General features: G+C 64.0%; 27 protein-coding genes. 11 read left to right on the top strand and 16 right to left on the bottom strand.

Translation table 11 applies throughout. From position 1 onward, the window contains the following. The first annotated feature begins 70 nt into the window (after positions 1-70). Positions 71-1,501, top strand: a complete 1,431-nt coding sequence (locus tag ACR0FC_RS03740; RefSeq protein WP_170339444.1) for a DEAD/DEAH box helicase — start codon at positions 71-73, stop codon at positions 1,499-1,501. Between the two features lie 59 nt (positions 1,502-1,560). On the opposite strand, the gene ACR0FC_RS03735 is transcribed toward ACR0FC_RS03740, so the two are convergent. Genes ACR0FC_RS03735 through ACR0FC_RS03725 form a run of 3 tightly spaced genes read right to left on the bottom strand, consistent with a single transcriptional unit; the run spans position 1,561 to position 3,583 of the window. Then, the gene (locus ACR0FC_RS03735) at positions 1,561-2,463 is read right to left on the bottom strand and encodes an EamA family transporter (RefSeq protein WP_170338309.1); all 903 of its coding nucleotides are present in this window, start codon (positions 2,461-2,463) and stop codon (positions 1,561-1,563) included. Positions 2,464-2,484: 21 nt separating this feature from the next. Further along, the gene (locus ACR0FC_RS03730) at positions 2,485-3,387 is read right to left on the bottom strand and encodes a fatty acid desaturase (protein WP_170338307.1); all 903 of its coding nucleotides are present in this window, start codon (positions 3,385-3,387) and stop codon (positions 2,485-2,487) included. After that, positions 3,380-3,583, bottom strand: coding sequence for a DUF2061 domain-containing protein (locus ACR0FC_RS03725; RefSeq protein WP_170338305.1), 204 nt, complete (start codon positions 3,581-3,583; stop codon positions 3,380-3,382). Before ACR0FC_RS03725 ends, ACR0FC_RS03730 begins: the two co-directional genes overlap by 8 nt. Positions 3,584-3,692: 109 nt before the next feature. Between ACR0FC_RS03725 and ACR0FC_RS03720 the strand changes: the two genes are divergently transcribed. Then, positions 3,693-4,559, top strand: coding sequence for a helix-turn-helix domain-containing protein (locus tag ACR0FC_RS03720; protein WP_170338303.1), 867 nt, complete (start codon positions 3,693-3,695; stop codon positions 4,557-4,559). A 90-nt stretch (positions 4,560-4,649) separates the two neighbouring features. Then, positions 4,650-4,832 carry a hypothetical protein gene (locus ACR0FC_RS03715; RefSeq protein WP_093962276.1) on the top strand — a complete coding sequence of 61 codons (183 nt, stop codon included), beginning with the start codon at positions 4,650-4,652 and terminating at the stop codon, positions 4,830-4,832. Here the strand turns inward: ACR0FC_RS03715 and ACR0FC_RS03710 are convergent. The 3 genes from ACR0FC_RS03710 to bcoG form a co-directional block, all read right to left on the bottom strand. Then, positions 4,829-5,590, bottom strand: coding sequence for an SDR family oxidoreductase (locus tag ACR0FC_RS03710; RefSeq protein WP_170338301.1), 762 nt, complete (start codon positions 5,588-5,590; stop codon positions 4,829-4,831). The two genes, ACR0FC_RS03715 and ACR0FC_RS03710, sit on opposite strands and share 4 nt — an antisense overlap. Next, a complete protein-coding gene (locus ACR0FC_RS03705; protein ID WP_170338299.1) occupies positions 5,587-7,050 on the bottom strand; it encodes a carnitine 3-dehydrogenase in 1,464 nt (487 codons plus the stop codon). Before ACR0FC_RS03705 ends, ACR0FC_RS03710 begins: the two co-directional genes overlap by 4 nt. Positions 7,051-7,131: 81 nt before the next feature. Beyond that, entirely contained in the window at positions 7,132-8,046 is a 915-nt protein-coding gene (gene bcoG / locus ACR0FC_RS03700) for a 3-dehydrocarnitine:acetyl-CoA trimethylamine transferase BcoG (RefSeq protein ID WP_170338297.1), read from the bottom strand. Between the two features lie 133 nt (positions 8,047-8,179). On the opposite strand from bcoG, the gene ACR0FC_RS03695 reads away from it, so the two are divergent. Beyond that, entirely contained in the window at positions 8,180-9,166 is a 987-nt protein-coding gene (locus ACR0FC_RS03695) for a GlxA family transcriptional regulator (RefSeq protein ID WP_170338295.1), read from the top strand. 78 nt (positions 9,167-9,244) lie between these two features. Here the strand turns inward: ACR0FC_RS03695 and ACR0FC_RS03690 are convergent, their stop codons facing one another. The 3 genes from ACR0FC_RS03690 to ACR0FC_RS03680 are packed head-to-tail and all read right to left on the bottom strand — an operon-like array spanning position 9,245 to position 12,280. Next, on the bottom strand, positions 9,245-10,291 hold the full coding sequence (locus tag ACR0FC_RS03690; RefSeq protein WP_170338293.1) for an aldo/keto reductase: 1,047 nt from the start codon (positions 10,289-10,291) through the stop codon (positions 9,245-9,247). A gap of 56 nt (positions 10,292-10,347) precedes the next feature. Next, a complete protein-coding gene (locus ACR0FC_RS03685) occupies positions 10,348-10,809 on the bottom strand; it encodes a DNA polymerase III subunit chi (protein ID WP_170338291.1) in 462 nt (153 codons plus the stop codon). A 4-nt stretch (positions 10,810-10,813) separates the two neighbouring features. Continuing rightward, complete coding sequence (locus ACR0FC_RS03680) at positions 10,814-12,280, bottom strand: leucyl aminopeptidase (protein ID WP_170338289.1); 1,467 nt, start codon at positions 12,278-12,280, stop codon at positions 10,814-10,816. Between the two features lie 228 nt (positions 12,281-12,508). Here ACR0FC_RS03680 and lptG point away from each other — a divergent pair, with 228 nt between their 5' ends. From lptG to rsmA, 5 genes are all read left to right on the top strand, one after another. Continuing rightward, entirely contained in the window at positions 12,509-13,609 is a 1,101-nt protein-coding gene (gene lptG / locus ACR0FC_RS03675; RefSeq protein ID WP_170338287.1) for an LPS export ABC transporter permease LptG, read from the top strand. After that, positions 13,609-15,777 carry an LPS-assembly protein LptD gene (locus ACR0FC_RS03670; RefSeq protein WP_170338285.1) on the top strand — a complete coding sequence of 723 codons (2,169 nt, stop codon included), beginning with the start codon at positions 13,609-13,611 and terminating at the stop codon, positions 15,775-15,777. Before lptG ends, ACR0FC_RS03670 begins: the two co-directional genes overlap by 1 nt. Before the next feature lie 128 nt (positions 15,778-15,905). Next, complete coding sequence (locus ACR0FC_RS03665) at positions 15,906-17,021, top strand: peptidylprolyl isomerase (protein ID WP_367646638.1); 1,116 nt, start codon at positions 15,906-15,908, stop codon at positions 17,019-17,021. Then, positions 17,018-17,983, top strand: coding sequence for a 4-hydroxythreonine-4-phosphate dehydrogenase PdxA (pdxA, locus tag ACR0FC_RS03660; protein ID WP_170338282.1), 966 nt, complete (start codon positions 17,018-17,020; stop codon positions 17,981-17,983). Before ACR0FC_RS03665 ends, pdxA begins: the two co-directional genes overlap by 4 nt. Before the next feature lie 84 nt (positions 17,984-18,067). Beyond that, complete coding sequence (gene rsmA / locus ACR0FC_RS03655) at positions 18,068-18,910, top strand: 16S rRNA (adenine(1518)-N(6)/adenine(1519)-N(6))-dimethyltransferase RsmA (protein WP_170338280.1); 843 nt, start codon at positions 18,068-18,070, stop codon at positions 18,908-18,910. Between the two features lie 68 nt (positions 18,911-18,978). Here rsmA and ACR0FC_RS03650 read toward each other — a convergent pair whose 3' ends face one another. From ACR0FC_RS03650 to prfA, 3 genes are all read right to left on the bottom strand, one after another. Further along, positions 18,979-19,551 carry a DUF4167 domain-containing protein gene (locus ACR0FC_RS03650; protein WP_170338278.1) on the bottom strand — a complete coding sequence of 191 codons (573 nt, stop codon included), beginning with the start codon at positions 19,549-19,551 and terminating at the stop codon, positions 18,979-18,981. A 239-nt stretch (positions 19,552-19,790) separates the two neighbouring features. Further along, a complete protein-coding gene (gene prmC / locus ACR0FC_RS03645; protein ID WP_170338276.1) occupies positions 19,791-20,636 on the bottom strand; it encodes a peptide chain release factor N(5)-glutamine methyltransferase in 846 nt (281 codons plus the stop codon). Then, on the bottom strand, positions 20,633-21,688 hold the full coding sequence (prfA, locus tag ACR0FC_RS03640; RefSeq protein WP_170339442.1) for a peptide chain release factor 1: 1,056 nt from the start codon (positions 21,686-21,688) through the stop codon (positions 20,633-20,635). The genes prmC and prfA overlap by 4 nt, the downstream gene beginning before the upstream one ends. A 62-nt stretch (positions 21,689-21,750) precedes the next feature. Here prfA and ACR0FC_RS03635 point away from each other — a divergent pair, with 62 nt between their 5' ends. Then, the gene (locus ACR0FC_RS03635; protein WP_170595348.1) at positions 21,751-22,053 is read left to right on the top strand and encodes a hypothetical protein; all 303 of its coding nucleotides are present in this window, start codon (positions 21,751-21,753) and stop codon (positions 22,051-22,053) included. Here ACR0FC_RS03635 and ACR0FC_RS03630 read toward each other — a convergent pair. The 4 genes from ACR0FC_RS03630 to ACR0FC_RS03615 all read right to left on the bottom strand — a co-directional run bounded on the left by ACR0FC_RS03630 (position 21,979) and on the right by ACR0FC_RS03615 (position 25,646). Next, positions 21,979-22,386 (bottom strand): DUF1499 domain-containing protein, encoded by a 408-nt coding sequence (locus ACR0FC_RS03630; protein WP_170338272.1) that lies wholly within the window; start codon positions 22,384-22,386, stop codon positions 21,979-21,981. The two genes, ACR0FC_RS03635 and ACR0FC_RS03630, sit on opposite strands and share 75 nt — an antisense overlap. Before the next feature lie 66 nt (positions 22,387-22,452). Then, positions 22,453-23,400 carry an agmatinase gene (gene speB / locus ACR0FC_RS03625; RefSeq protein ID WP_170338270.1) on the bottom strand — a complete coding sequence of 316 codons (948 nt, stop codon included), beginning with the start codon at positions 23,398-23,400 and terminating at the stop codon, positions 22,453-22,455. Positions 23,401-23,469: 69 nt separating this feature from the next. Further along, positions 23,470-24,447: an agmatinase gene (speB, locus tag ACR0FC_RS03620; protein WP_170338268.1), complete on the bottom strand. Its 978-nt coding sequence runs from the start codon at positions 24,445-24,447 to the stop codon at positions 23,470-23,472. Between the two features lie 35 nt (positions 24,448-24,482). Beyond that, positions 24,483-25,646 carry a M20 aminoacylase family protein gene (locus ACR0FC_RS03615; RefSeq protein ID WP_170338266.1) on the bottom strand — a complete coding sequence of 388 codons (1,164 nt, stop codon included), beginning with the start codon at positions 25,644-25,646 and terminating at the stop codon, positions 24,483-24,485. Between the two features lie 66 nt (positions 25,647-25,712). On the opposite strand from ACR0FC_RS03615, the gene mazG reads away from it, so the two are divergent. Next, positions 25,713-26,570 carry a nucleoside triphosphate pyrophosphohydrolase gene (gene mazG, locus ACR0FC_RS03610; protein ID WP_170338264.1) on the top strand — a complete coding sequence of 286 codons (858 nt, stop codon included), beginning with the start codon at positions 25,713-25,715 and terminating at the stop codon, positions 26,568-26,570. Positions 26,571-26,575 lie beyond the last annotated feature (5 nt).

The raw sequence follows: 26,575 nt of genomic DNA, 5'->3' as shown, positions 1-26,575 counted from the left end.
GCATGGCCATCCGGGCCCGGCATTTTTCATACGCGCGGGCCAGGTCAGTGTCCGCATGAACCGGACATACATGACGAAATTCACCGATCTGAATCTGAACCCCAAGGTCCTCAAAGCTATTGAGGAAGCCGGCTACGAAACCCCGACCCCGATCCAGGAAGGCGCCATCCCGCCAGCCTTGGAGGGACGTGACGTTCTGGGCATCGCCCAGACCGGAACCGGCAAGACGGCCAGTTTCGTCTTGCCCATGATCACCCTGTTGGCGCGCGGTCGTGCGCGGGCGCGGATGCCGCGTTCGCTGGTGCTGTGCCCGACGCGGGAACTGGCGGCGCAGGTGGCCGAAAACTTCGACACCTATACCAAGCATCTAAAGCTGACCAAGGCGCTGCTGATCGGCGGCGTCAGCTTCAAGGAACAGGATGCCCTGATAGACCGCGGCGTGGACGTGCTGATCGCCACGCCCGGCCGTCTGCTGGACCATTTCGAACGTGGCAAGCTGTTGCTGACCGGCGTGCAGATCATGGTCGTGGACGAGGCTGACCGGATGCTGGACATGGGGTTCATTCCCGATATCGAACGCATCTTCTCGCTGACGCCCTTTACCCGGCAGACGCTGTTCTTCTCGGCCACCATGGCGCCCGAAATCGAGCGGATCACCGACACGTTCCTGTCGGCCCCGGCCCGGATCGAAGTGGCCCGTCAGGCCACCGCGTCCGAGACCATCGAACAGGGTGTCGTAATGGTCAAAGGCGGCCGCCGTGACCGTGAGGGCAGCACCAAGCGCAAGGTCCTGCGCGCACTGATCGATGCCGAAGGTGACAAATGCACCAACGCCATCGTCTTCTGCAACCGCAAGACCGACGTGGATATCACCGCGAAATCGCTGAAGAAATACGGCTATGACGCGGCCGCGATCCACGGCGATCTGGACCAGTCCGTGCGCACCAGGACCCTTGAGGGCTTCCGCGAAGGAACGCTGCGTTTCCTGGTGGCGTCCGATGTCGCCGCGCGGGGACTGGACGTTCCGTCGGTCAGCCATGTGTTCAACTTCGATGTGCCCAGCCACCCCGAGGATTACGTGCACCGCATCGGCCGTACCGGCCGCGCCGGGCGCGAAGGCAAGGCCATCACTCTGTGCACGGCCCGCGATGAAAAGGCGCTGGACGCGATCCAGAAGCTGATCCAGAAGGAAATCCCACGTCTGGACAACCCGGTTCAGGCCGAACCGGCCGGGGACGAGGACAAAAAGCCCGAGAAGAGATCGCGCGCGTCGACCCGCAAGGGCGAGGGCAAATCCGAGGCCAAGGACACCGGGAAGGACAAGCCCGCCAAGGACGCTACGCCCAGGGAAACAGCCCCCAAGGACAAGCCGGCACGAGAAAAGGGCCAACGCGGCAAAAGCCGTGGACGCCGCGACGATGGCGGACCAGCCGTCGTCGGCATGGGCGATCACCTGCCCAGCTTTATCGCTCTCAGCTTTGACGAACGCCGCGCGGGCTGACTCGCCTGCATGGCAAAAAGATCAGAAGGCGCACGGACCTCCGCGCGCCTTTTTGCATCTCAGATCGCGGCGACCAGGATCAGGATCGAGAGACCCAGCAGGACCATCCCCATAGTCTCGCGCCGCGTCACCGTCTCGCGGAAGACCAGGACCGAGGCCATGAGGCTGAAAATCAGCTCCACCTGCCCCAGCGCCTTGACGTAGGCCGCGTTCTGCAGGCTGAAGGCCCAGAACCAGCAGAACGACCCGCCCAGGCTGGTCAGCCCGACGAAGATGCCGGTGCGCCGCGTGTCCCATACCGCGCGCAGCTCGGCCCGGTCGCGCCAAACCAGCCACAGCGCCATCGACAGGAACTGGATCGAGACTACGACTGCCAGCGTCACCAGCGCCCGAAACCAGGCCTCGCCATCGCCCAGTTGCAGCGATGCGCCGCGATAACTGACCGCGGAAAAGGCGAACAAGACACCCGATCCCAACCCCAATTGCGAGGCGCGGTTGGTCAGGTGACGCCACCACGCCCCACTGCCGCCCGGCGTTTTCGACAACAGCAGAACCGCCAGAAGCCCCAGCAGGATGGCCCCGAACGCACCGGCCGAAACCCGGTCGCCCAGCACGACGAAACCGACGATGGCGGTCTGGATCACCTCGGTTTTCTTGAAGGTGATGCCAACGGCAAAGTTGCGCTGTTTGAACAGCGCCACGACGCAGATCGTGGCGAGGATCTGGGACACCCCACCGATGGCGGCATAGAGCCAGAACAGAGGCGGCAGCGCAGGCAGCGGCAGACCGCTGAGACGCATCGCCACCACCAGACCCAGCAGCACCAGAGGCATCGAATAGGCAAAGCGCGCAAAGGTCGCGCCGGTCGCCGACAGCTTCACGCTGCTCAGCGATTTCTGCAGCATGAAGCGCACCGTCTGAAAGGTGGCGGCGGCCAAGGTTACGGGAATCCACAAACTCATGGCTTCCCTTCTGTCGTCAAATCAGGGTTTTGGCCAGAGCGGATGTTCTACAGGATCCTTGGCACGCCAGAAATACTGCCGGAAAACATGTCCGTACGAGCGATAGACATAGGCCTCGTTGCAGGCCAGATAGCGCTCTTTCCCACGGCGATAGAGCGCTGGCAGCCGATACCATGGCGCCGCCGGGTTCATGTGATGAACGACGTGCAGGTTGTTGTTCAGAAACAGAAAGGCAAGCGGTCCGCGGTCTTCGACGATCACCGTGCGGGCGCGCGATTTCTCGTGCGCGCGGTGTTCCAAAAAGGTGCGGATCTTGACAAGCGCCAGCCCCAGATAGGCCGCCAGAACAAAGGCCCAGACCGGCATCGCTGATTGCGCCACGATCCACAGAACCGTCGCTACGCCCGGCAGATGCAAGGCCCAGGCCAGCCAGATGTCGCGGTCCCCGCGCACTGCGCCCCGCCAGTCGTCGCGCAGAAAGGCCAGCTGGCCGATGATCGGGCCCAGCACCATACGCCCCAACAGCGTGTTGTTCGCCTGATAGACCCACCGCTGCCACCGAGGCAACCTGGCCCAGACAGCCGGGTCCAGATAGTTGGACTCCGGATCGTCATAGGGGTCTGTCAGGTTGGCATCCTGATGGTGCGCCAGATGCAGATCGCGGAAGCGGTTGTAGGGGATGAACAGGGTCAGCGGCAGCGCCATCAGCACCTCGTTCAGCCACTTTGCGCGGAACGGATGGCCGTGCAGCGCCTCATGCGTCAGCGATGAATGCAGCGACGCGACGACACCCATCATCGGCACCGCCAGCCAGAGCGACCACGCAGCCACACCGAAAATCGCGACCAACCAAAGGGTATAGCAGGCAAAGATCAGGGCAAAGGTCGGCCATTCGGGGGTTTTGGGGGTGGTCGCCTCAGCCATGCCGCCCCCAAGAAATACCGGCCCAGATGCGCTCGTAAATCACGTAGAGCGTCAGGCCAATCGCCGTGTTCACCACCGCCAATGCTCCACCGATAGCGACCGAGCCGGTGGCGAACAGCCCCACCACGGTCATGACCGCGAGGCCCATCGCATTCCAAATGATTGCTTTCACGACAGATCTTCGCCGCGTTTCCATTCCGGTCCCCAGTCTTTTTGCTTTTCACACAAGCGTTACCTGCCAGTGGCCCTGTCGAGAATTCCGAATATGATTAACAAATCTCAGCGTTCGTGATAATTATCATCACATGCAGGTAATTTTCGACAAACGAGACCGCGCCGCGCAGTTCCGCCTGCGCCTGGCCCGCGCCATGGAACAGCGGAAGATGAGCCAAAGCGCGCTGGCGCGCACCATCGGGGTCGATCGCTCAACCGTTTCCCAGTTATTGACCGATACGGGCGCACGCCTGCCCAACGCCCATGTGGTGGGCAGCTGCGCCTCGGCTCTGGGGGTGTCGGCGGATTGGCTGCTCAGCCTCTCGAACCGACCCGAGAGCGCGGCCGAGCTGCTGGCCAGTTCACTGAGCATGACCGAGGCACCCCGCGCCCTTGTCGACGAGCGCATCTTTGAATGGCATCAGGAGGCCGCCGGCTACAAAATCCGCTATGTTCCGGCCACCCTGCCCGACATGCTGAAAACCCGCGCCGTGCTGGAATGGGAATACGCGCCGCATCTGGGCCGAACCGCCGACCAGGCCATCGGCGCCTCCGAGGACCGCCTGACCTGGATGCGTGGTGCCCAGTCCGACTATGAAATCGCCATGCCACTGTATGAGATTTACAGCTTTGCCCATGGCACCGGCTATTATGACGGGCTGCCCCTGCAGGTGCGGCTGGACCAGATCGATCATATGCTGGAGCTGTGCGAACAGCTGTATCCGCGCATGCGTATTTACCTGTTCGATGCCAAGCGGCTCTATTCCGCGCCGGTCACCATCTTCGGTCCGCTGCTCTGCGTGTTCTATGCCGGCAGCCATTACATGGCCTTTCGCGACCGGGATAGGATTGAAGTTTTTACACGCCATTTCGATACCTTGGTCCGCGAAGCTGATCTGACTGCCCGGCATTTCCCGACCCACCTGCGCCAACTGCGCGCGGCCATTTCGGCAGGGTAACACAAGCCAACAGGTGCAATTTCCCACCCGATCCCCTATATTGAGGTGCGCGAAAATCCGAACGATCCGACCAAAAGGAGGATATCAGGAATGGACGCTCTCAAAACCGCTCAATACGCGCGCGCCCTCTACTCGGCGCATGGCGACAAGGCCGAGGCCGAAGCCGCCCAGAAAGCCCGCGAATTCGAAGCCGCCGGAAACGTGGAAGAGGCACAGAACTGGCAGGCCGTTCGCGCCTCGATCCGTCAGATGCGCGGCCCCAACCAGGGCTAAAGCTTGGGGTCGGGGTTCACGGTGTGCCCATCGACGGCGATGACCTGCCCCGACACCAGCCGTGCCGCATCCGAGGCCAGGAACACCGCCATGGCGGCAATGTCATGCGCTTCGACGAAGCGGCCCATCGAAGTACCCGCCGCATAGCCCTGATAGACCTGATCGCGGGTCATGCCCTTGGCGGTCGCTTCGCGCTGCAGTACGCCCTCCATCCGCGGGCCTTCCACCGCGCCGGGGCAGATGACGTTGCACCGCACGCCGTGCGGCCCCAGCTCCATCGCCAGGGTCTTGCCCAGCCCGATCACCGCCCATTTCGCCGCCGCATAGGGCGCACGGTTGGGATAGCCGTACTGCCCGGCGGTCGAGGATGTGATCAGCACCGCGCCGCGCCCCTGCCGCTTGAGCATCGGCGCCGCGTATTTCGCGCACAAAAACGCCCCGTCCAGGTTGACGGAAATACATTTTTGCCAATCGCTTAGCGCAACATCTTCGACCAATGCGGTCGGCCCCGCGATACCCGCATTCGCGCACAGAACGTCCAGACCGCCCCACTGCGCCGCGATCTTGCCGAACAGCGCTGCGACGGCGGCCTCATCCGACACATCGACCTGCGATCGCCCCCAGTGATCCGGGCAGGCCTGAAGCGCAGCCGCGTCCACATCGGCCACCCAAACCTGCGCGCCCGCGGCGTCGAACGCCTCGGCCATCGCGCGCCCCACGCCCGAGGCACCGGCGGTGATCAGAACCCGCCCTGTCATGCCGGTTTGCGGATCGCCGCCCCCGCGCCCTCGGGATAGGGCAACCCGGCCTGAGCTTCGGCGATGCGGGCCATCGCGGCCTCGATCCGCGGCGACGGCGCACAGGGTCGACGGGTTTCCAGGCTGACATGCAGCAGAAAGCTCTCGCCCGTGGCGAGCAGTTTGTCGCCCTCGTACATGCTGTGGAACAGGTGCAGCTTCTTGCCCTGCCCCAACAGCATCTGCGTGCGCACCTCGATTTTCGCCCCGGCACGGGCCTCGTCCAGATACCGGATGTGATTCTCAGCGGTGAAATAGCTGCCGCCCGAGGCGATGTAGTCGGCATCGCAGCCGACGATCTCCATGAAGCGGTCGGTCGCAGCGGCAAAGGCCTCAAGATACCGCGCCTCGTTCATGTGGCCGTTGTAGTCGGTCCAGTCCAGCGGCACCGCGCGGGCCAGTGTCAGGATCGGCTGGCTCAGATCCGCCTGCTCCAGCGTCGGCAGGGCACCCGGCTTCAGCAGCGCGTCATGCTGGTTCAGCACTGCCCCCGCACCCCAGTCGCGCGCCTTCAAGGCCCGCATCATGCCCACCAGATTGTTGTCACGAATCCGCTCCAGCTCGCGGATCGAGTGCATCCCCGATTGCGCGTCCGACTGGTCGGCGATCATGTCGACCAGCGCGTCGGTGAACTCGGGCACATCCATCAACTTGGTCCAGGGCCATTTCAGCGCCGGACCGAACTGGGCCATGAAATGCCGCATCCCGGCCTCGCCCCCGGCCACGCGATAGGTCTCGAACAGGCCCATCTGCGCCCAGCGGATGCCAAAGCCCATGCGGATCGCCTCGTCTACCTCCTCGGTCGTGGCCACGCCGTCTTTGACCAGCCACAGCGCCTCGCGCCAGACGGCCTCGAGGAACCGGTCGGCGATATGCGCGTCGATCTCCTTACGGACCTGCAGCGGGAAGAATCCGACCGAGCGCAACACGTTCTTGGCCTGCTCAAGCAGTTCGGGCGGGTTGGCGGCCGAGGGCACCAGTTCGACCAGCGGCAGCAGATAGACCGGGTTGAACGGGTGCGTTACCATGATCTGTTCGGGCCGCAGCGCGCCTTCCTGCAGCTCGGATGGTTTGAACCCGCTGGTCGAGGACCCAATGGTCGCCCCCGGATCACAGGCCTCCTGCAGCCCCTGGTAAACCTTCAGCTTCAGATCCAGCCGCTCGGGCACGCTCTCCTGTATCCAAGTGGCCCCCTGCACCGCGTCGGCCATGTCGCCATGAAAGCTAAGCGCGCCTTCGGGCGGCAGCGGCACATCGCTCAGCCCGGGCAGCGACCGCCGCGCGTTGTCCAAGACCTCGCCGATCTTGCGCTCGGCCTCGGGGTCCGGGTCGAACACCCGCACGTTCCAGCCATTCAGCAGAAACCGCGCGGCCCATCCGCCGCCGATCACGCCACCACCGATGATCGCTGCCGTTTTCATCTTCTCTCCTTCGCCCCGAACGTCCAGGCCGCACCGGGGGCCATCGTTATTCGACAGGTTTTGCGAGGGTCGCCCCGCCCGTCAGGACGCCACAGGCGCCCGTTTGACCAATCCCAGCTTCTCACGCACTTCCTGCGGCCCGATCACCCGCGCGCCCATGTTCTCGATGATAGTGCCTGCGCGCTCGACCAGTTGCCAGTTTTCGGCCAGCACCCCCTTGTCCAGCCACAGGTTGTCCTCGAGCCCCACGCGCACGTTGCCGCCGGCCAGAACCGAAGCCGCCACATAGGCCATCTGATGCCGCCCCAGCGAGAACGCGCTGAAGGTCCAGTCGTCGGGCACGTTGTTCACCATCGCCATGAAGGTGTTCAGGTCATCCGGCGCGCCCCACGGCACGCCCATGCACAGCTGCACCAGCGCATTCGGGGCCAGAACGCCCTCTTTCACCAATTGCTTGGCAAACCACAGATGGCCGGTGTCAAAAGCCTCGATCTCGGGCTTCACGCCCAGATCGGTCATCATCTGCCCCATCGCCCGCAAGGCGCCGGGCGTGTTGGTCATCACATAGTCGGCCTCGGCAAAGTTCATGGTGCCGCAATCCAGCGTGCAGATTTCGGGCAGACACTCGGCCACATGGGCCACGCGTTCCGAGGCACCGATCATGTCGGTGCCTTCGGCCACGGGAAACGGGGCTTCGACCCCGCCGAACACGATGTCACCGCCCATGCCGGCGGTCAGGTTCAGAACCACGTCCACCTCGGCGTCGCGGATGCGGTCCGTCACCTCGCGATACAGGTCCAGACGGCGGCTGGGCGCGCCGGTTCCGGGGTCACGCACATGGCAATGAACCACCGCCGCCCCGGCCTTGGCGGCCGCGATCGCACTGTCGGCGATCTGCTTGGGCGAACGCGGCACATGCGGGCTGCGATCCTGCGTCCCACCCGAGCCGGTCACGGCACAAGTGATGAATACTTCGCGGTTCATTTCCAAAGGCATGGTGTTATCCCCAAGTTATACACGGCTTCGCCATGGGTTTTCCCCAGGCTTCTCCCCGGATTCCGATTTGCGTCTGGCCCCGACTCTGGCGCAGCCTTGACCAGACAACTTGCCAGAATGCGAATCAGACTTGATGAAATCCGCAAAAAACATCCTCCAGCCCGAGCACCGCGCGCTGAAAACCGCCGTTCTGGTGCTGGACGAGTGCAACACGCTCAGCTTCGCCTCGGCCGTGGACCCGATGCGCGCCGCCAACCGGCTGGCCGACCGCCCGGCCTTCGACTGGGACTACGTGACCGCCACGCCCGAGCCGGCGATGCTGACCAGCGCGTTGCAAGTGCCGGGCATCCCGCTGGCGCGTCTCGACCACTGCGACCTGATGATCGTGATCGCGGGGTTCAACCTGGTGCGCCACGCCACCCCCAGCCTTCTGGCCGGACTGCGCCGCGTCGCCAATACCGGCGCCACGATGGCGGGCATCGACGGAGGCCCCTGGCTGTTGGCCGAAGCGGGGCTGCTTGACGGTCACGCCGCCACCACCCATTGGGAAGATCTCGAGACCTTCGCCAGCCGCTTCCCCGAAGTCGACGTGCGCCCCGACCGGTTCACCGTGTCGGGCAACCGCCTGACCTCGGGCGGCGCGATCCCCGCGGTCGAGATGATGCTGCAAATCATCGCGGCACGCCACGGCGCCGGCTTCGCGGCCCGTGTCTCGGGCCTGTTCCTCTACGAAGGCGCCCCCGAACCCGGCAGACCACAGAGCCGTACTGGGGCGCCACACCGCCACAGTGCCCTGACCGCCCGCGCCAACGCGATCATGCAGGCCGCGCTGGACGACCCGCTGCCCCTGGCCGAGATCGCAAAAGCCCTTGGGACCAGCCCGCGCACTCTGCAGCAGCAATTCCGCCTGCGCCTCAACACCACGCCGCAGGACCACTACCTGCAACTGCGCCTGGCCGAGGCCCACCGCCTGGTCACCGACACCGACATGCCGCTGATGGACGTGGCGCAGGCCACGGGGTTCACGTCACAATCCAGCTTCGCCCGCGCCTTCCGCACCGCGCACGGGCAGTCCGCCCGCGACCTCAGACAAGACCGCACGCAGCCCACCCATCACTGACGGGCGCACACTTCATCTGGCCAAAAAAAATATCCCGGGGGAGTCGCCCAAGGGCGACGGGGGCAGCGCCCCCATCCCTCAATACGGCATCGGATGCGCGCGATGGGCCGCGTTGATCTCGGCCATAACCTCATCGGACAGCACGACATCCCGCCCCTCCAGGATCCGCTCCAGCTGCGCCTGCGTGGTCGCGCCGAAGATGACCGAGGTCATGAACGGCCGCGCCTGGCACCAGGCCAGCGCCATGTGCACCGGGTCCAGCCCGTGTTTAGCGGCAATCGCCAGATAGGCTTCGACCGCGTCGAAAACCCGGTCGCCTTTGCGCCCGCCCATCTGCGGCACGATCGACATGCGCGATCCCTCGGGCACAGCCCCGCCCTGATACTTGCCGGTCAGAAATCCGGCGGCCAGCGGCGAGAAGGCCAGCAGGCCCACATCCTCATAGGCGCTCAACTCGGCCATGTCGGTGTCATACAGGCGGCACAGCAGGGAATACTCGTTCTGGACCGACGCGACCCGTGGTGCCCCCAACTCGTCGGACAGGCGCAACCACTGAGCGGTACCCCAGGCGCTTTCGTTCGACAGGCCGAAGGCGCGGATATTGCCCTTGTCCACCTGCACCTGCAGCGCCTCGAGGCATTCGCGCATGTTGTCCAGAACCGCCTGCCGATCACCGCCCGACGGGTCGTAGTCCCAATTCTGCCGGAACATGTAACTTCCGCGGTTGGGCCAGTGGAATTGGTACAGGTCGATGTAGTCGGTCTGCAGACGCCGCAACGATCCCTCGATGGCCCCGGGGATCGTGCTGGCCGAGATCGGTGCTCCGTCCCGCGCATGCGCGAAGCCGGCGCCCGAATGCTTGGTCGCCAGAACATAGCTGCCGCGGCGGGCCGGGTGTGCCGCATTCCAGTTGCCGATGATCTGCTCGGTCTTGCCCACGGTCTCCTTGGTGATCGGGTTGACCGGGTACATCTCGGCGGCATCAAGGAAATTGATCCCGGCCGCCAGCGCCGTGTCGATCTGACGATGCGCGTCCGCCTCGGGGGTCTGCGTGCCGAATGTCATGGTTCCGAGGCACAGGTCCGAGACCTGGATGCCCGTGCGGCCCAACGGTTTCATTTTCATCAATCAATCTCCTGTCGCGCGGATCGCCACGCCTGCAATCTGATTTCGGTCCCGAGTCAGCCGGATTCGGCCTTTTTCTCCCAACGGCCGGATTCCTCCGACCAATACTGCGCCGCGCAACCCGCCGCGGTCAGAGTCTTCCATTGACCACGCGCATGATCCACCGCACTTGGATCGTTGCCGTCGAACAGGATGCAAACCCGCTCTGAGGCGGTCACCTCATCCGGCGTCACCTCGGCCCCGTCCACCGCCATCAGGCAAGACGGGTTGTTGGCAGCGTCCGCCTCGGTAGTCAGCAGAATCGGCTGAACCGCGTCATACGGCCCACCTGCCTGCCCATGCGGCAGAAACGCGTCTTCGGGGCCCAGCCAAAGCCTTTCGTCCAGCCAGTCCATCCGCGCAGGGTCAGTACCTCGCACCGCAATCCGCCACCCGGCCTGTCGTGCCTTGTCCAGCAACACCGGCAAGGTCTGCTCAAGTGGTTGGCGGGTCAGGTGGTAGAAGTAGACGGCGCCCATCGACCTACTCGAAATTGTCCTGCACGAAACGGCTGAGCGCACGAACACCCCAACCCGTGGCGCCCTTGGGCGCAAAGGACGTTTCCGCCGCAACCGAGGCCACGCCCGCGATGTCCAGATGGATCCAGGGTGTTTCTTCCTTGACGAAACGCTGCAGAAACTGCGCTGCGGTGATCGAACCGGCCGGCCGGCCGCCCACGTTCTTCATGTCCGCGATGCGCGACTTCAGCAGATCGTCATAAGCCTGCCCCAGCGGCATACGCCACGCGCCTTCATCCTCGGCCCGGGCCGCCTTCAGGAACGCGTCGCAGAAGGTGTCGTTGTTGGAAAACACGCCTGCGTTTTCATGCCCCAGCCCGATGATGATCGCGCCGGTCAAGGTGGCCAGATCGATCATGCCGACCGGATTGAACCGCTCCTGCGCGTACCACATGACGTCACACAGCACCAAACGTCCCTCGGCATCGGTGTTGATGATCTCGACCGTATCGCCCTTCATCGACTTGACGACGTCGCCCGGCCGCGTGGCACTGCCCGAGGGCATGTTCTCGACGAGCCCGACCAGGCCCACGACATTGGCCTTGGCCTTACGCTTGGCCAATGCGCGCATGGTTCCCGCAACGACGCCTGCGCCGCCCATGTCCATGGTCATCTCTTCCATGCCCGCGGCCGGTTTGATCGAGATACCGCCAGTATCGAAAACGACCCCCTTGCCGACCAGAGCCAGCGGCGCGTCATCGGCATCGCCGCCATTCCACTGCATCACGACGACTTTCGAGGGGCTGTCCGAGCCTTGCCCGACGCTCAGCAGAGTCCGCATGCCCAACTCGGCCAGTTTGTCTTCGTCCATCACCTCGACCTTCAGGCCCAACTCCTCCATCTCTTTCAAACGGTTGGCAAATTCGGTCGTCGTCAGGATGTTGGCGGGTTCGTTCGTCAGGTCGCGGGTCATGCGCACACCATCAGCCACTGCATAGAGCGGTGCGAAGGCGGCCTCGGCGTCTTCGGGCTTGGCGTGGCAGATGGTCACCGTGCCGTCTGCGTCATCGTCCTTGGTTTTGTGTGCGTCGAAATCATAGCTGCGCAAAGCAATGCCCAGGGCCAGTTCCTCGGTCCGGACCTGGTTGCCCGCCATGACCAGCAGGTCCTTGCCACCTGCCAGCTTGGCCAGCGCGGCTCCGCCCTTGCGGGCTTCGTCCGGTTCCGGGCGGCGTGGCAGGACCAGAATGTCCAATGCCTCGGCCTCCATCCCGCCGGGCCAAGCCAACGAGATCACGTCGCCTGTCTTGACCTTGGCGAAACGGTCGCTTTCCACCAGCCGGGCCACGGCACCACGGGTCAAGCGGTTTGCGCGGCGCGCGGCGGGGTTCATCTTGCCATCGGCCGGTATGAGAATGGCCACTCGGCCTTGGGCCTGTGCCATCAGGTCCAGTTCGAAGGCTTGAAAACGGATCGGTACCAGACTGCTCATTTCTTGCTCCTGAAAAACTCTGCCCACAGACCTAGCCCGCGCCGCCGCCATTGACCAGATAGCAGTTTTCCCCGCCCGCCAATTGCATTAAGGTCGCGCCAAAATGACCGGCAGGCTCGGGGGAGAAAACTTGGCATCATTCGGCAGGCATAGGCCGTCGCGCATGTTTTTGTGCCTTGGCGATTCTGGCAACAGGCCTGCTGGACGCCCCGTGCCGGGGATGCGGCCGTGATTCTGGACCGGTACTTCGCCCGCCGCTTTTTGCAGAGCTTTCTGGTGATTGGGGCCATCTTCCTGACACTGATGATCCTGATCGACCTGATCGAACAGGCCCGTCGGTTCAATGACGCCGACCTGTCCTTTGGCCAGGTTCTGCAGCTGACGTTGTTGAACACGCCCGCTGCGATCAGCGAGATGCTGCCGCTGTTGATGATCCTGTCGACCATTGCTTTGTTTGTCGGCCTCGCCCGAAGCTCGGAGTTGGTGGTGACCCGGGCGATCGGCCGCTCGGGTATCCGCGCGCTGGTGGCACCGGTCCTTCTGGCGCTGCTAATCGGAACGCTGGCGGTGGCCCTGCTGAACCCGATTGCGGCGGCCACGTCCGAGCAGTACCGGCATTTCTCGGATCTATACAAAAACGGTGGCAATTCCGCCCTCTCGATCAGCCGCGACGGGCTTTGGCTGCGTCAGGGCTCACCGCAGGGCCAATCGGTGATTCATGCCCGCGCATCGACCAACGACGCCGAGCTTGAATTGATCGACGTGACCATCATCACGTTTTCGCCCGAAGGTCTTCCGACCCGTCAAATCATCGCCGACGGCGCTCGCCTCGAGGACGGGGCCTGGATCTTGCGCAACACCAAGGAATGGCCCCTGTCCAGCGACACCAACCCCGAGACCCACGCCGTTACGCATGAGACCCTGCGGCTGCCCACTTCGCTGACCCGTCAGCGCATCTTGGAAACCTTGGGCCAACAGGACAGCGTCTCGGTCTATGACCTGCCCCAGCTGATCCGCGACCTGCGCGAGGCGGGCTTTTCAACCAAGCAATACGAGGTTTGGCTGCAGGTGCAGCTGGCGCGCCCATTCTTCCTGATTTCGATGGTGTTGATCGGCGCGGCCTTCACCATGCGGCACGTGCGGTTCGGCGGCACCGGCGTCGCCGTGCTGACTGCTGTTTTGCTGGGGTTCGGCGTGTACTTCGTGCGCAATTTCGCTCAGATTTTGGGAGAGAACGGCCAATTGCCGATTGTGATTGCGGCCTGGGCACCACCGTTTGCGGCCATATTGCTGTCGCTCGGCCTTCTGCTGCACGCGGAGGACGGTTGATGCGGCGCCTTCTGCCCCTTCTTTTGTCCAGTGCCGTGTTCTTTTCCGGTCCGGGGCTGGCATTGGCCCAGACCTCGGAGACCAGTACGCCCGCGTCTGACACGGCACAACAACAGGATCAGCCTGCCCTGCTGGTCGCCGACAGGATCTTCATCACCCCGGATCGCAAACTGGTGGCCGAGGGCAACGTCGAAGCTTTTCAGGGCGACGTCAAACTGTCCGCACAGCGCGTGGTGTTCGACCGCGAGTCGGGCGAGCTGACGCTGGAAGGTCCGATCCGGATCGATCAGGGCGGACGCTCGACCGTCCTTGCGGACTCAGCGCAACTGGATGACGGCATCCAGAACGGGTTGCTGACCGGCGCACGGCTGGTCTTCGATCAGCAGGTACAGATCGCGTCGGTTCAGGCGACCCGCGCGGCAGGACGATACACGCAGTTCAGCAAGGTCTCGGCCACGTCCTGCCATGTCTGCGCCGACGGTCGGCCGCCCCTCTGGCAGATCCGGGCGCGCAAGGTCACGCATGATCAGCTCGAACGGCAGTTGTATTTCGAGGGCGCCCAGTTCCGCATTCTGGATGTGCCGGTTTTCTACTTTCCAACCCTGCGACTGCCGGACCCGACACTGGATCGGGCAACCGGATTTCTTGTGCCGTCAATCCGCACGACCTCGCAGTTGGGTACTGGCGTCAAGACGCCGTATTTCTTCAAACTGGGCGATCACAAGGATCTGACGCTGACCCCCTACCTGTCGTCCAAGACCACGACGCTTGGCTATCGCTACCGGCAGGCCTTCAAGAACGGCCGCATCCAGTTTGAAGGGGCCTATACCCGCGACGACGTCCAGCAGGAGCAGGATCGGGGCTATTTCTTTGCAAATGGCTGGTTCAATCTGCCGAACGATTTCCGGCTGACCTTTGACGTCCAGACCGCATCGGACGACTCGTACCTGGCGGACTACGGGCTGCCTGACTATGACCGCCTGCGCAGCGAGATCGCGCTCGAGCGCATCAAACGCGACACGGCGTTTCGGACCAGCTTCATTCACTACAAGACCCTGCGCGACAGCGAGGAACAGGATGAGATCCCGTCGCAGGTCTTCGATCTGTTCTACCAGAAACGCTATTTTCCCGCCTCCGCTGTCGGCGGTGAGGTGCGGTTGGGCTTCGTCACCCACACCCACACCCGGACCAGCGACGAGGATATCATCGGGCGCGATGTGGCCCGCGCCACATTCGACGCCCAGTGGCTGCGCAGCTGGACCTTTGCCTCCGGGCTGCGCGCGGATGCGGAACTGGGGGCTTCGGTCGACACGTTCGACATTCGCAATGACAGCGCCTACCCCGACCAGATCACCCGGTCGACCCCGCGCGCGGCTTTGACGCTGCGCTACCCGATGACCCGGCGCGAAGCCTCTGGTGCGACCCAGTTTCTGGAGCCGATCGCGCAGTTTGGCTGGACCCATGTTTCGGACACCGATGTGCCCGATGACGAAAGCACCTTCCAGGAATTTGACCAGGGCAACCTGTTGTCCCTGTCACGCTTTCCGGCCGAGGACCGACGCGAAGACGGCACGACCGCGGTCGTGGGCGTGAACTGGGCTCGGTATGCCCCGGGCGGTTGGCGGGCATTGGCCACGGTCGGCCAGGTCTTCCGCTCGACCGCCGATCCGAACTTCACCGCTACGTCCGGCCTGCAGGGAACTTCGTCCGACCTGCTGCTGGCAGGGCAGATCAAGACGAACAATGGCCTTACACTGGCCGCACGCGGATTGATGGATGGAGATTTCAGCTTTACCAAGGCTGAATTGCGCGGAACCTGGGCCAACGAGGGGACCCAACTGGGCGGAAGCTATATCTGGCAGCAGCCGGACCCGGCCGAAAACCTTGACATGGAGACATCCGAGATACGGTTGACCGCACGTCAACGACTGGATGAAAACTGGAGAGCCAACGCCCTGGCCCGTTATGATCTGGCAGAATCCGAACCGCTGCGGCTGGGCTTGGGTGTGACGTATGAAAATGAATGTGTGCAGGTTAACATGTCCGTCAGCCGGCGATATACTTCGACATCAAGTATTGAGCCTTCGACGGAATTCGGCTTTACCGTTGCACTGACAGGATACGCCGTTGAAGGCGGGGGCAAGAAGTATAAAAGAAAATGCAGCTGATTTCAGGTTTTTCCAGGTTCTTTCGTTCCCGTTGGCTGACGGTATTTGCGCCCGGCCTCGCGGTCGCCATGCTGACAGTTGCGCCTCAGCAAGCCCCCGCGCAAAGCTTGTTTTCACCGGCTATCCGCGTGAATCAGGATATCGTCACCTGGTACGAACTGGATCAGCGCCAGCGGTTTCTCGAAATTCTGGGTATCCCGGGCAGCTCTGAGGCCGAAGTCCGCAAGGCGCTGATCGACGAACGCCTGCGCAAACAGGCCATGCGCGAAGCCGGCATCCAGCCCACACCCGAAGACATTCAGGTTGCGATCGACGAATTCGCCTCGCGCGGTCAGCTGTCCCCGGATCAGTTCCTGAAGGCATTGGCCGACGCGGGCATCGACCGGGAAACCGTGAGGGACTACGTATCCAGCCAGCTGGCATGGCGCGACTATGTCAGCGCCCGCTTTATCTCTCAGGCCCGTCCGACAGACGACGAAATTGACCGCGCAATGGGTCAGACCGGCGGTGGCGGTCTCCAGGTTTTGCTGTCCGAAATCATCATCCCCGTGAATGCGCAAACCTTGGCACAGGCCGAAGCCTTGGCCGACGAGATCGCCCGTGTCGAAACCATCGATGCATTTTCGGCCGCCGCCACGCAGTACTCGGCAGCGCCGACACGCGAAAATGGCGGACGCCTGGACTGGTTGAACGTCAGCAACCTGCCTCCGGCGCTGCAACCGGTTATCCTTGGCCTGAAGAATGGCGAGGTCACGGCCCCGCTGAGCCTGCCCAACGCCGTAGCCCTGTTCCAGATGCGCGGCCTGCGAGAAGTGGCCGCCAGCACGCCGCGGTTCTCCAAGATCGACTATGCGGCCTATTACCTGCCTGGCGGACTCAGCCCCGAAACACTGCAAAGAGCCGCCGAACTGAAGGAAACGGTGGATACCTGCGACGACCTGTACGGCATCGCCAAGGGGCAACCGCCCGAGGTACTCGACCGGGTCTCGGCAAGTCCGTCCGAAATCCCGCGCGACATCGCGCTGGAACTCGCCAAGCTGGACCCAAACGAGGTGTCGACCTCTCTGACCCGAAACAACGGCCAGACGCTGGTGTTCCTCATGCTGTGCAATCGGACGCGCGATCTGGGTGAGGACACGTCGCGCGAGGACGTGGCCAACGCGCTGACGCAGCAACGCCTGCAGGCATTCGCCAACAGCCTCGTCGAACAACTGCGCGCCGACGCCACCATCATCGAGCAATGACCGCGCCCATCGCGCTCAGCTGCGGAGAACCTTCGGGCATCGGTCCGGAGATCGCCGCCAAGGCTTGGACCGCATTGCGCGACAGCTGCCCATTCTTTTACATCGGCGACGCCGGTCACCTGCCCGACGACATCCCCACGACCGAGATCGTAGACCCGGCCCAAGTGGCTGACATCTGCGCAGAGGCGCTGCCGGTGTTGCCGCTGACCTTTCCGGCCCCGAACCTGCCCGGCCACCCCGATCCAGCCAATGCGCCTTCGGTGATAGACGCCATCGAAACCGGCGTGTCACTGGTGCAATCGGGCGCGGCCTCGGCCCTCTGCACGGCACCGATCCACAAGAAGGCCCTGATCGACGGCGCCGATTTCGCCTATCCTGGCCATACCGAATTTCTGGCGGCGCTGGCAGGCCGTTCCCGCGTGGTGATGATGCTAGCCAGCGAGCAACTCCGCGTGGTACCCGCCACGATCCACATCCCACTGTCGCAGGTGCCCTCGCGCCTCACGCCCGACCTGCTGCGCGACACGATCGCAATCACCGCCGACGGCCTGCGCCGCCAATTCGGCATCCCGCATCCTCGCATCGCGGTGGCCGGGCTCAACCCCCATGCCGGCGAGGGTGGCAAGATGGGCCGCGAGGAACTGGACTGGATCGCCCCTCTGCTGGCCGATCTCACCCCCGAGGGCTACACCGTCACCGGCCCGCACCCGGCAGACACGATGTTCCACGCCGCCGCACGCGCCCGCTATGACGCCGCCATCGCCATGTATCACGATCAGGCGCTGATCCCGATCAAGACCCTCGACTTCGACCGTGGCGTGAACGTGACCCTGGGCCTGCCCTTCATCCGCACCTCGCCCGACCATGGCACCGCGCTCGACATCGCCGGACAGGGCATCGCAAACCCCACCAGCCTGATCGAGGCGCTGAAACTCGCCCAACGCATGGCACAAAGCACTTGATCCTTCATCTGGCGCCAAATATCCCCGCCGGAGGCAAAAATTCTCTGGCGCACCGCCTGCCCCTCGCGCCACGGTAACCGGATCATGAGCGCAATCGACACCCTCCCCCCGCTGCGCGAGGTCATCGCCAAGCACCAGCTCTCGGCCCGCAAGTCGCTGGGCCAGAACTTCCTGCTCGATCTCAACCTGACGGCCAAGATCGCCCGGCAGGCCGGCGACCTGAGCCAATGCGACGTGCTGGAGATCGGCCCCGGCCCCGGAGGCCTGACCCGCGGTTTGCTGGCCGAAGGTGCGCGCAAGGTGGTGGCGGTGGAAAAAGATATCCGTTGCATCGCCGCGCTTCAGGAAATCGCCGCTGCCTATCCCGGGCGGCTCGAGGTCATCAATGGCGACGCTCTTGAAATCGATCCGCTTGAACATCTGACCCCGCCCATCCGCGTGGCGGCCAATCTGCCCTACAATGTGGGCACGGAACTGCTGGTGCGCTGGCTGACCCCGCCGGAATGGCCACCCTTCTGGCAGAGCCTGACCCTGATGTTCCAGCGCGAGGTGGCCGAGCGCATCGTGGCGCAGCCCGGCTCCAAGGCCTATGGCCGACTGGCGATTCTGGCCCAGTGGCGGGCCGAGGCGCGCATCGCCATGTCCCTGCCCCCCGGAGCGTTCACCCCGCCGCCCAAAGTCAGCAGCGCCGTGGTCCACCTGACCGCCCGGCCCGAACCCCGCTTTCCGGCGGATGCCGACACCCTGTCCCGCGTCGTGGCCGCTGCGTTCAATCAGCGCCGAAAGATGCTGCGCGCAGCGCTCAAGGGGTTGACCCCCGATATCGAAGACCGTCTGACAGCCGCCGGCATAAAACCCACCGAACGCGCCGAGCAGGTCTCGCTCGAGGCCTTCTGTGCGCTGGCACGGGAACTGCAGAAAACCTGATCCCGAACGAAAACGGCCCCGGACATCTCTGACCGGGGCCTTTGAACTCTGTGCGCAACCGCTATGGCTTATTCGGCAGCCTCTGGTGCATCACCGCCGCCTTGGGGGGCCTGCTCTTCTACGGCCTTAGGCTTGCGTGCGCGCGGTCTCCGGGCAGGTTTGTCCTTGCGCTCGGCCGCTTCGGCCTTGGCGCCCGCGCTTTCGGGCGTCTCGACAAGCCCGGATTCAGGAGTATCCGAATCGGCGTTCAGATCAACGATGTCCGGCTGCGGAGCCTCGGCCGGGTCCGCCTGGCGTGCGGCTTCACGTTCCTGCCGTTCCGCCCGCTCCCGATCGCGCTCGGCCTGACGCTCGCGGTTCTGGCGTTCCTGCTCTTCCCGACGCGCTTCCATTTCGCGTTGCGCCTCGCTCAGCAGGCGCAGGTAATGCTCGGCATGTTGCTGAAAGTTTTCGGCAGCGACGCGGTCATTGGCCAGCTGTGCATCGCGCGCCAGCTGGTTGTACTTGTCAATGATCTGCTGCGGCGTGCCGCGCACCTTGCCCTCGGGCCCCGAGCTGTCGAAAACCCGGTTAACGACGTTTCCACCAGAGGGACGATTGCGGTTGTTCTTTGCCCGCGAGCGGGATTTGGAGGATCTCATCTTACTGTACGTCAGCCTTGTCTTGCACTGTCGATCCACCCGTATTCTGCGCTGCTCTGTGGCCTGTGCCGTCACGGGATGTCGACTTTTTTGGGCTTGGCGTCAGGGGTGCGCCGAAGGGGCGTCAACCGCGCTGACTACTCTGAGTAAGCATGTCCTGACGGCGCAGACAAGGGGTTAATACACCAAATGCCGGGTTTTTTACCCCGACCGGCGTAAATCGGCCTCAGAATCCGCGGCTAGCCCGGCATTCTAGCGCTTACCACCCGATCCCGCCCGTCCAGATCAGGAACGACACGGATATCCGCCAGCCCCGCCGCGTCGAACAACGCGCTGACCACCTGCGCCTGTGTCGGGCCGATTTCCACCAGAAGTCGTCCGCCGGGAACAAGGTGGTCCGGGGCGCCGGCCGCAATCCGACGATAGGCGTCCAGCCCGTCCGCTTCATCCGTCAAAGCCAGACGCGGCTCGTGCTCGCGTACTTCTGGCGACAGGCCATCCATCTCATCCAGCGCGATATAGGGCGGATTGGAAACGATCAGGTCGAAATACCCGCCAATGTTCTCAAACCAGTCCGAGCGCTGGATCTCTGCCCGATCCTGCACCCCATGGGCCACCGCATTGGCGCTGGCCTGCAGACAGGCGGCCTCGCTCAGATCGACGCCCAGCCCGGTTGCGCTGGTGCGTTCCGCCAGCAAGGTGATCAGGATGCAGCCCGAGCCGACGCCCAGGTCCAGCACGCGGTCAAACGGCTGGCTCAGGGCCGCTTCGATCAGCGCCTCGGTTTCGGGGCGCGGGTCCAGCACGTCGCGGCTGACGCGGAAGCGTCGGCCGTAAAACTCGCGCTCACCCAGCAGATGGGAAACCGGAACCCGGATCGCGCGCAGCGACACCAGTTGCTCATAGCGTTCGGCGATCTCGGGCGAGAGCTCTTCGGGAGCGATCAGGGTCACGCGGCTGGCCTCGATCCGGGCGGCATGGGCCAGCAGGACCCTAGCGTCCCGCGCCGGGTCGTCCACACCTGCGGCCCGCAGGCGCGCGGTGGCGGCCACCATGGCCTGTGCCGCTGTCAGCGCCGCGATCATTGCGCCATCTCCGCCAACAGGCGCGCCTGATCATCGGCGGTCAGCGCGTCGATCACCTCGTCCAGATCGCCCTGCATGATCTGGTCGAGTTTGTAGAGCGTCAGGTTGATCCGGTGATCGGTCATCCGGCCCTGCGGGAAATTATAGGTACGGATGCGCTCGGAGCGGTCGCCCGACCCCACCTGGCTGGCCCGGTCGGCCGAGCGTTCGCTGTCGATCCGCTGACGTTCGAGGTCATAGAGACGCGTCTTGAGCACCTGCATCGCGATCTCGCGGTTGCGGTGCTGCGACTTCTCGGAACTGGTCACCACGATTCCCGTGGGCAGGTGCGTGATCCGCACCGCCGAGTCGGTGGTGTTCACATGCTGTCCGCCTGCGCCCGAGCTTCGCATCGTGTCGATACGCAGGTCATTGGGGTCGATCTGGATGTCCACGTCCTCGGCCTCGGGCAGAACCGCCACGGTCGCCGCCGAGGTGTGGATGCGCCCACCGCTTTCGGTTTCGGGCACGCGTTGAACGCGGTGCACGCCGGATTCGTATTTCAGCCGGGCAAAAACGTTGTCGCCCTTGATATGGGCCACCACTTCCTTGATACCACCCAGTTCGGTCTGCTGTTCTTCGATGATCTCTAGCTGCCAGCCGCGCGCCTCGGCATAGCGCTGATACATCCGCAGCAGGTCGCCCGCGAACAAAGCCGCCTCGTCGCCGCCGGTGCCGGGGCGGATCTCCAGCATCGCCGGCCGCGCATCGGCCGCGTCCTTGGGCAGCAGCGCCAGTTGCAGCGCATGCTCGACCTCGGGGATGCGCGCCTTGAGCTGCGGGATCTCCTCCTCGGCCAGCTCTTTCATGTCGGGGTCGCCCAGCATCGCCTCGGCCTCGGCCAGATCGGCCCGCAGCTGACGCCAGGCTGCGATCTGTTCGACCACCGGCTTGAGGTCGGAATATTCCTTGGCCAAAGCCGCGATATCCCCGCCCGAGGCGCCATCGGACATGGCCGCTTCGAGGTACTGGAATCGCTGAGTGATCTGTTCAAGACGTTCTTCGGGGATCATTGGGGCGGTGTCTATCATCCGACGGCTTTGGTCAAGGCCCCGGCTTGTGCTAAGCTATGCGCATGAAACGGATCATTGCCCTGTTGATTGTCTGCGCAACGCCCGGTCTGGCCGATGTCATCGGCCCCGGTGGCAAGGTGCAGGATTGCTATTGCACCGACACATCCGGCAGCCGCGTCGAACTGGGCGAGATGGTCTGCCTGCAGGTCGATGGCCGCATGTTCATGGCTCAGTGCCAGATGTCGCTGAACGTGCCGATGTGGCGCGAGGTGTCAGAGGGGTGCCTGTCTTCAGGACTGCAGAGCCGCCAGCCAACCGTCGACCCGGCTCCGGTTGACGTCGAAATCCCGTCGGCCAAATCGTAACCGTCCATAGATGCGCAGTGTGTCGCCGTCCTGCTGGGCGGTGGTGTAGTCGGGAAAGCCGAACACCCGGCTGCGGGTCACATAGGTGATCAGGCCCTCATCCACCGATCCGGCCAGCACCGTCGTACGCGGAGTCGCCCGCGCCACTTGGTCCAGCCGCGCGAGGCCGTCCGGCCCGGTCTGCGCCACGCGGATCACGCCTCCGGGCAGGTCACGATCTGCCTCGGCCACGACCTGCACATGCCAGCGCGCGGGATCGGCCGGTGCCAGCCGCACATAGAGGCCAAGCCCGACAACCGCGGCGACAACCAACCAAACAACCATGCGTTTCATTCCAATCAGACCTTCCGGCAGAACCCTAGCCGCCCGCCGGTGCGGGGCAAGGCCTGCCGGCCCCGCTTACCGTGACGTCACACCGGGCAGGATGCACAGCAGCTCGAACAGCAGGTTTGCTGCCGTCAACGCGGTGTTGCCCGACGGATCATAGGGTGGAGAGACCTCGACCAGGTCGCAGCCCACCACGTTCATGCCCCCAAGCGCGTGGATCAGCTGCAGCGCCTGCGGCGTGGTCAGCCCTCCGATCTCGGGCGTGCCGGTGCCGGGGGCATAGGCCGGGTCCAGGCTGTCGATATCGTAGGTGACATAGACCGGGTGTTCGCCGATTTCCTTGCGGATCAACGCTCCGATTTGAGTCAGGTTTTGTTGCCACAACTCCCACGCAGGAAACTGCCGGAACCCCCAGCCCTTGGCCTCGGTGAAATCGCTGGCCGCATAGCCCGAGCCGCGGATACCGACCTGAAAGGTCTTGTCGGGCACGATCAGCCCCTCTTCATACGCGCGGCGGAAGACGGTTCCGTGGGTCTCGCGCTCACCGAACATCTCGTCATTGACGTCGGCATGGGCGTCCACATGGACCAGGGCAACGGGGCCGTGTTTCGCGGCAACGGCCCGCAGAATCGGCAGGGTGATCGAATGATCGCCCCCCATCGCCACCGGGATCACGCCCTGCGCCAGGATCGCGTCATAGCTTTCCTTGATGATCCGAAGGCTGTCGGCCAGCGAGAAGGTGTTGATCGCCAGATCTCCGATATCAGCGATCTGGAGGCTGTCGAAAGGCGCGGCGAAGGTGGCCATGTTGTAGGGCCGGATCATCGCGCTTTCAGCGCGGATCTGCTTGGGGCCGAACCGGGTGCCGGACCGCCATGAGGTTCCGATGTCCATAGGCACGCCCAGCACCGCCACGTCCAGCCCCGCCAGCGTATCGGCCGCGGGCAACCGCATGAAGGTGTTCGGGCCCGAAAACCGCGCCAAATCATTGCCGCTGATGGGTTGATTGTATTGGCTCATGGCGTGCGCGCCCCTTGTCCCTTTGGTTCACCTGATACCGGCCATAGCAAAACCATGGCTAACCAATGGTTAAAGCCGCCCGTCTTTTGCCAGTTTGGTCCATCCCAGCAGGCAGATAATCTGGGTCGCCACATGCGCCCCCGCAATCGCCGTTGCACCGGACGTATCATACGGCGGAGACACCTCGACCACGTCGCCGCCCTTGATGTTGATCCCGGCGATGTCGCGCAGAATGATCTGCGCCTGGATCGAGCTGAGCCCACCCCAGACCGGCGTGCCGGTTCCGGGGGCAAAGGCCGGGTCCAGCCCGTCGATGTCAAAGCTCAGATAGACCGGGCTGTCGCCCAAAATGCCCTTGATCTTCTGCGCCACGGTGGCGGGGCCGGATTCATAGACCTCGCGCGCATCGATGATGTTGACGCCCAGCGTGTCCTCGTTGGTGGTGCGGATCCCCACCTGAACCGAGCGCTTCGGGTCCACGATTCCCGACTTCACCGCCTTGTAGAACATGGTGCCGTGGTCCACCCGGCTCATGTCGTCATCGGCCCAGGTGTCGGTATGGGCGTCGAACTGCAACAGCGACATCGGGCCGTATTTCTCGGCATAGGCCTTGAGGATCGGAAAGCTGATATAGTGGTCGCCCCCCAGCGTGACCGAGGCCACATCCGCCGCCAGAATGGTGCGGATATGATCGGTCAGCGTGTCGGGAAAGGCCGGGATGTTGGCATAGTCATAGGCCATGTCGCCATAGTCGATGATCGCCAGCTCGCTGAGCGCATCGAAGGGCCAGCCATAAGGCGCATCGGGTGATTGCAGCGCGCTGGCCTCGCGGATCGCGCGCGGGCCCAGACGGGTGCCGGGGCGGTTGGTCACCGCCTGATCAAACGGCACGCCGGTCACGGCGATATCCACGCCTTTCAGGTTCTTGGTGTAGAGCCGCCGTAGAAAGGATGTGGCCCCGCCAAAGGTGTTTTCATAACTCAACCCCTTCAGGTCGGGGTTGGTAAAGGCCTCATCGACCTGATTTTTCGCGTCTTCCAATGCCATTTTGGCCCGTTTCCTTCCTGATATTGACCGGACCGTCAGGTCAACGGCTGCGCCTTTTCGACGATGCGCGCAAAGAACGAGGCACCCACCGGTGCGATCTCGTCGTTGAAATTGTACTTGGGGTGATGCAGCCCCGGCCCGTCGCCCTGCCCCAGGAACAGATAGGCGCCCGGGCGTTCCTGCAGCATGTACGAGAAATCCTCGGCCCCCATCTCGCGGCCCGAATTTGCGATCACCCGATCGGCGCCTGCCACTTCGCGCGCCACCTCGGCGGCGAAACCGGTCTTGTCCGCATCGTTGACCGTGGCCGGATAGCCGACGACATAATCCAATGTCGCCGTAACGCCGTAGGACGCCGCCTGCCCCTGCACGATTTCCTCAAGGCGGGTCATCACCATCTGCTGCACCGCCGGATCGAAGGTGCGGACGGTGCCGTTCAGATAGGCGGTGTCGGGGATCACGTTGTTCACGGTCCCGGTGTGGATCTGGGTGACCGAGATCACCAGGTCGTCCAGCGCATAATGGTTGCGGCTGACGATGGTCTGGATCGCTTGTGCGATTCCGCAGGCGGCCATGACCGGGTCGCGCGTCTCGTGCGGCATGGCGCCATGGCCACCGACGCCCTGAATGTGGATGTCGAACGTGTCGACCGCCGCCATGATCGGCCCGGGCGTAGTATAGAAAGCACCCTCGGCAAAGCCCGGCGCATTGTGCAGCGCATAGACCTGAGCGATGTCGAACCGGTCCATCACACCCTCTTTGACCATGATATCGGCGCCGCCGCCCTCTTCCTCGGCGGGCTGGAACAGCAACGCCACGCGGCCCCGGAAATTCCGCGTCTCGGCCAGATACCGCGCCGCGCCCAGCAGCATGGTCGTGTGCCCGTCATGCCCGCAGGCATGCATCATGCCGGGAGTCTTCGAGGCATAGTCCACACCCGTTTCCTCAGCGATCGGCAGCGCATCCATGTCGGCGCGCAGCCCGATCGTGGGACCGTCGCCCTGCCCGTTGATGATCGCCACGATCCCGGTCTGGGCGATCCCTTCGTGCAGCTCGTCCACGCCGAATTCGCGCAGCCGTTCGGCCACGAAGGCGGCGGTCTGATGGCAGTCCAACTCCAGTTCCGGGATCGTGTGCAGGTGCTGGCGCCATTCGGCCATGTCGGCGGCGTAATCGGCAATTCGGTTGACGACGGGCATCGGGGGTGGACTCCTGATCCAAGCTGCGGGATGGATGCATCTGACACCGGAACAAGGGGCTTCGCAATGGCTGAAAATCCACTGATCCACGATACTGACGCCGGAATCGAGCGGCTGCTGGAAATCATGCGCCGCCTGCGTGACCCGGACACCGGCTGCCCGTGGGACATCGAACAGGATTTCGCCACCATCGCCCCCTACACGATCGAAGAGGCCTACGAGGTCGCCGACGCCATCGAACGGCAGGCCTGGGACGAGCTCAAGGGCGAGCTGGGCGACCTGCTGTTCCAGTCGGTCTTTCACGCGCAGATGGCCGAAGAGGCCGGGCATTTCACCTTTCAGGACGTGGTGCGCACCATGTCCGACAAGATGGTGGCCCGCCACCCGCATGTCTTCGGCGACGAATCCCGCGACAAGTCTGCCGAACAACAGACCCGCGACTGGGAGGCGATCAAGGCCGCCGAGCGCGCCGGCAAAGAGCAGAAAGGTGCGCTGGACGGCGTGGCCGCGAACCTGCCCGCCCTGCTGCGCGCCTACAAGCTGCAGAAACGCGCCGCGCGGGTGGGTTTCGACTGGCCCGATGTCAGCCATGTGCTGGCCAAAATCACAGAAGAGGCCGCCGAACTGGCAGAGGCGCGCGACCAGAGGGACGCCGACGCGCTTGAGGATGAATTTGGCGACCTGCTGTTCGTGATCGTCAACCTCGGCCGCCATCTGGGTATCGAGCCCGAGGCCGCGCTGCGCCGCGCCAACGCCAAGTTCACCCGCCGCTTCGAGCAGGTCGAGGCCCGTCTGACCGCGCGTGGCAAGACCCCTTCGGACAGCACTCTGGAGGAGATGGACGCCCTGTGGGACGCGGTGAAAACCGAAGAACACCGGGCAAATGGCAAACTCCCGCCGGTGGCCACCGGAACAGGGGCCTGAAACCG

It is taken from the genome of Ruegeria sp. BB9 (assembly GCF_056539345.1).
This window is presented reverse-complemented; position numbering and strand designations above follow the sequence as displayed.

Bases quoted from the DNA above. Each gene is read 5' to 3' on its own strand.
- ACR0FC_RS03740 (WP_170339444.1), top strand. From the start codon at position 71: ATGACGAAATTCACCGATCTGAATCTGAACCCCAAGGTCCTCAAAGCT.
- ACR0FC_RS03735 (WP_170338309.1), bottom strand. From the start codon at position 2,463: ATGAGTTTGTGGATTCCCGTAACCTTGGCCGCCGCCACCTTTCAGACG.
- ACR0FC_RS03730 (WP_170338307.1), bottom strand. From the start codon at position 3,387: ATGGCTGAGGCGACCACCCCCAAAACCCCCGAATGGCCGACCTTTGCC.
- ACR0FC_RS03725 (WP_170338305.1), bottom strand. From the start codon at position 3,583: ATGGAAACGCGGCGAAGATCTGTCGTGAAAGCAATCATTTGGAATGCG.
- ACR0FC_RS03720 (WP_170338303.1), top strand. From the start codon at position 3,693: ATGCAGGTAATTTTCGACAAACGAGACCGCGCCGCGCAGTTCCGCCTG.
- ACR0FC_RS03715 (WP_093962276.1), top strand. From the start codon at position 4,650: ATGGACGCTCTCAAAACCGCTCAATACGCGCGCGCCCTCTACTCGGCG.
- ACR0FC_RS03710 (WP_170338301.1), bottom strand. From the start codon at position 5,590: ATGACAGGGCGGGTTCTGATCACCGCCGGTGCCTCGGGCGTGGGGCGC.
- ACR0FC_RS03705 (WP_170338299.1), bottom strand. From the start codon at position 7,050: ATGAAAACGGCAGCGATCATCGGTGGTGGCGTGATCGGCGGCGGATGG.
- bcoG (WP_170338297.1), bottom strand. From the start codon at position 8,046: ATGCCTTTGGAAATGAACCGCGAAGTATTCATCACTTGTGCCGTGACC.
- ACR0FC_RS03695 (WP_170338295.1), top strand. From the start codon at position 8,180: ATGAAATCCGCAAAAAACATCCTCCAGCCCGAGCACCGCGCGCTGAAA.
- ACR0FC_RS03690 (WP_170338293.1), bottom strand. From the start codon at position 10,291: ATGAAAATGAAACCGTTGGGCCGCACGGGCATCCAGGTCTCGGACCTG.
- ACR0FC_RS03685 (WP_170338291.1), bottom strand. From the start codon at position 10,809: ATGGGCGCCGTCTACTTCTACCACCTGACCCGCCAACCACTTGAGCAG.
- ACR0FC_RS03680 (WP_170338289.1), bottom strand. From the start codon at position 12,280: ATGAGCAGTCTGGTACCGATCCGTTTTCAAGCCTTCGAACTGGACCTG.
- ACR0FC_RS03670 (WP_170338285.1), top strand. From the start codon at position 13,609: ATGCGGCGCCTTCTGCCCCTTCTTTTGTCCAGTGCCGTGTTCTTTTCC.
- pdxA (WP_170338282.1), top strand. From the start codon at position 17,018: ATGACCGCGCCCATCGCGCTCAGCTGCGGAGAACCTTCGGGCATCGGT.
- rsmA (WP_170338280.1), top strand. From the start codon at position 18,068: ATGAGCGCAATCGACACCCTCCCCCCGCTGCGCGAGGTCATCGCCAAG.
- ACR0FC_RS03650 (WP_170338278.1), bottom strand. From the start codon at position 19,551: ATGAGATCCTCCAAATCCCGCTCGCGGGCAAAGAACAACCGCAATCGT.
- prmC (WP_170338276.1), bottom strand. From the start codon at position 20,636: ATGATCGCGGCGCTGACAGCGGCACAGGCCATGGTGGCCGCCACCGCG.
- prfA (WP_170339442.1), bottom strand. From the start codon at position 21,688: ATGATCCCCGAAGAACGTCTTGAACAGATCACTCAGCGATTCCAGTAC.
- ACR0FC_RS03635 (WP_170595348.1), top strand. From the start codon at position 21,751: ATGAAACGGATCATTGCCCTGTTGATTGTCTGCGCAACGCCCGGTCTG.
- ACR0FC_RS03630 (WP_170338272.1), bottom strand. From the start codon at position 22,386: ATGAAACGCATGGTTGTTTGGTTGGTTGTCGCCGCGGTTGTCGGGCTT.
- speB (WP_170338270.1), bottom strand. From the start codon at position 23,400: ATGAGCCAATACAATCAACCCATCAGCGGCAATGATTTGGCGCGGTTT.
- speB (WP_170338268.1), bottom strand. From the start codon at position 24,447: ATGGCATTGGAAGACGCGAAAAATCAGGTCGATGAGGCCTTTACCAAC.
- ACR0FC_RS03615 (WP_170338266.1), bottom strand. From the start codon at position 25,646: ATGCCCGTCGTCAACCGAATTGCCGATTACGCCGCCGACATGGCCGAA.
- mazG (WP_170338264.1), top strand. From the start codon at position 25,713: ATGGCTGAAAATCCACTGATCCACGATACTGACGCCGGAATCGAGCGG.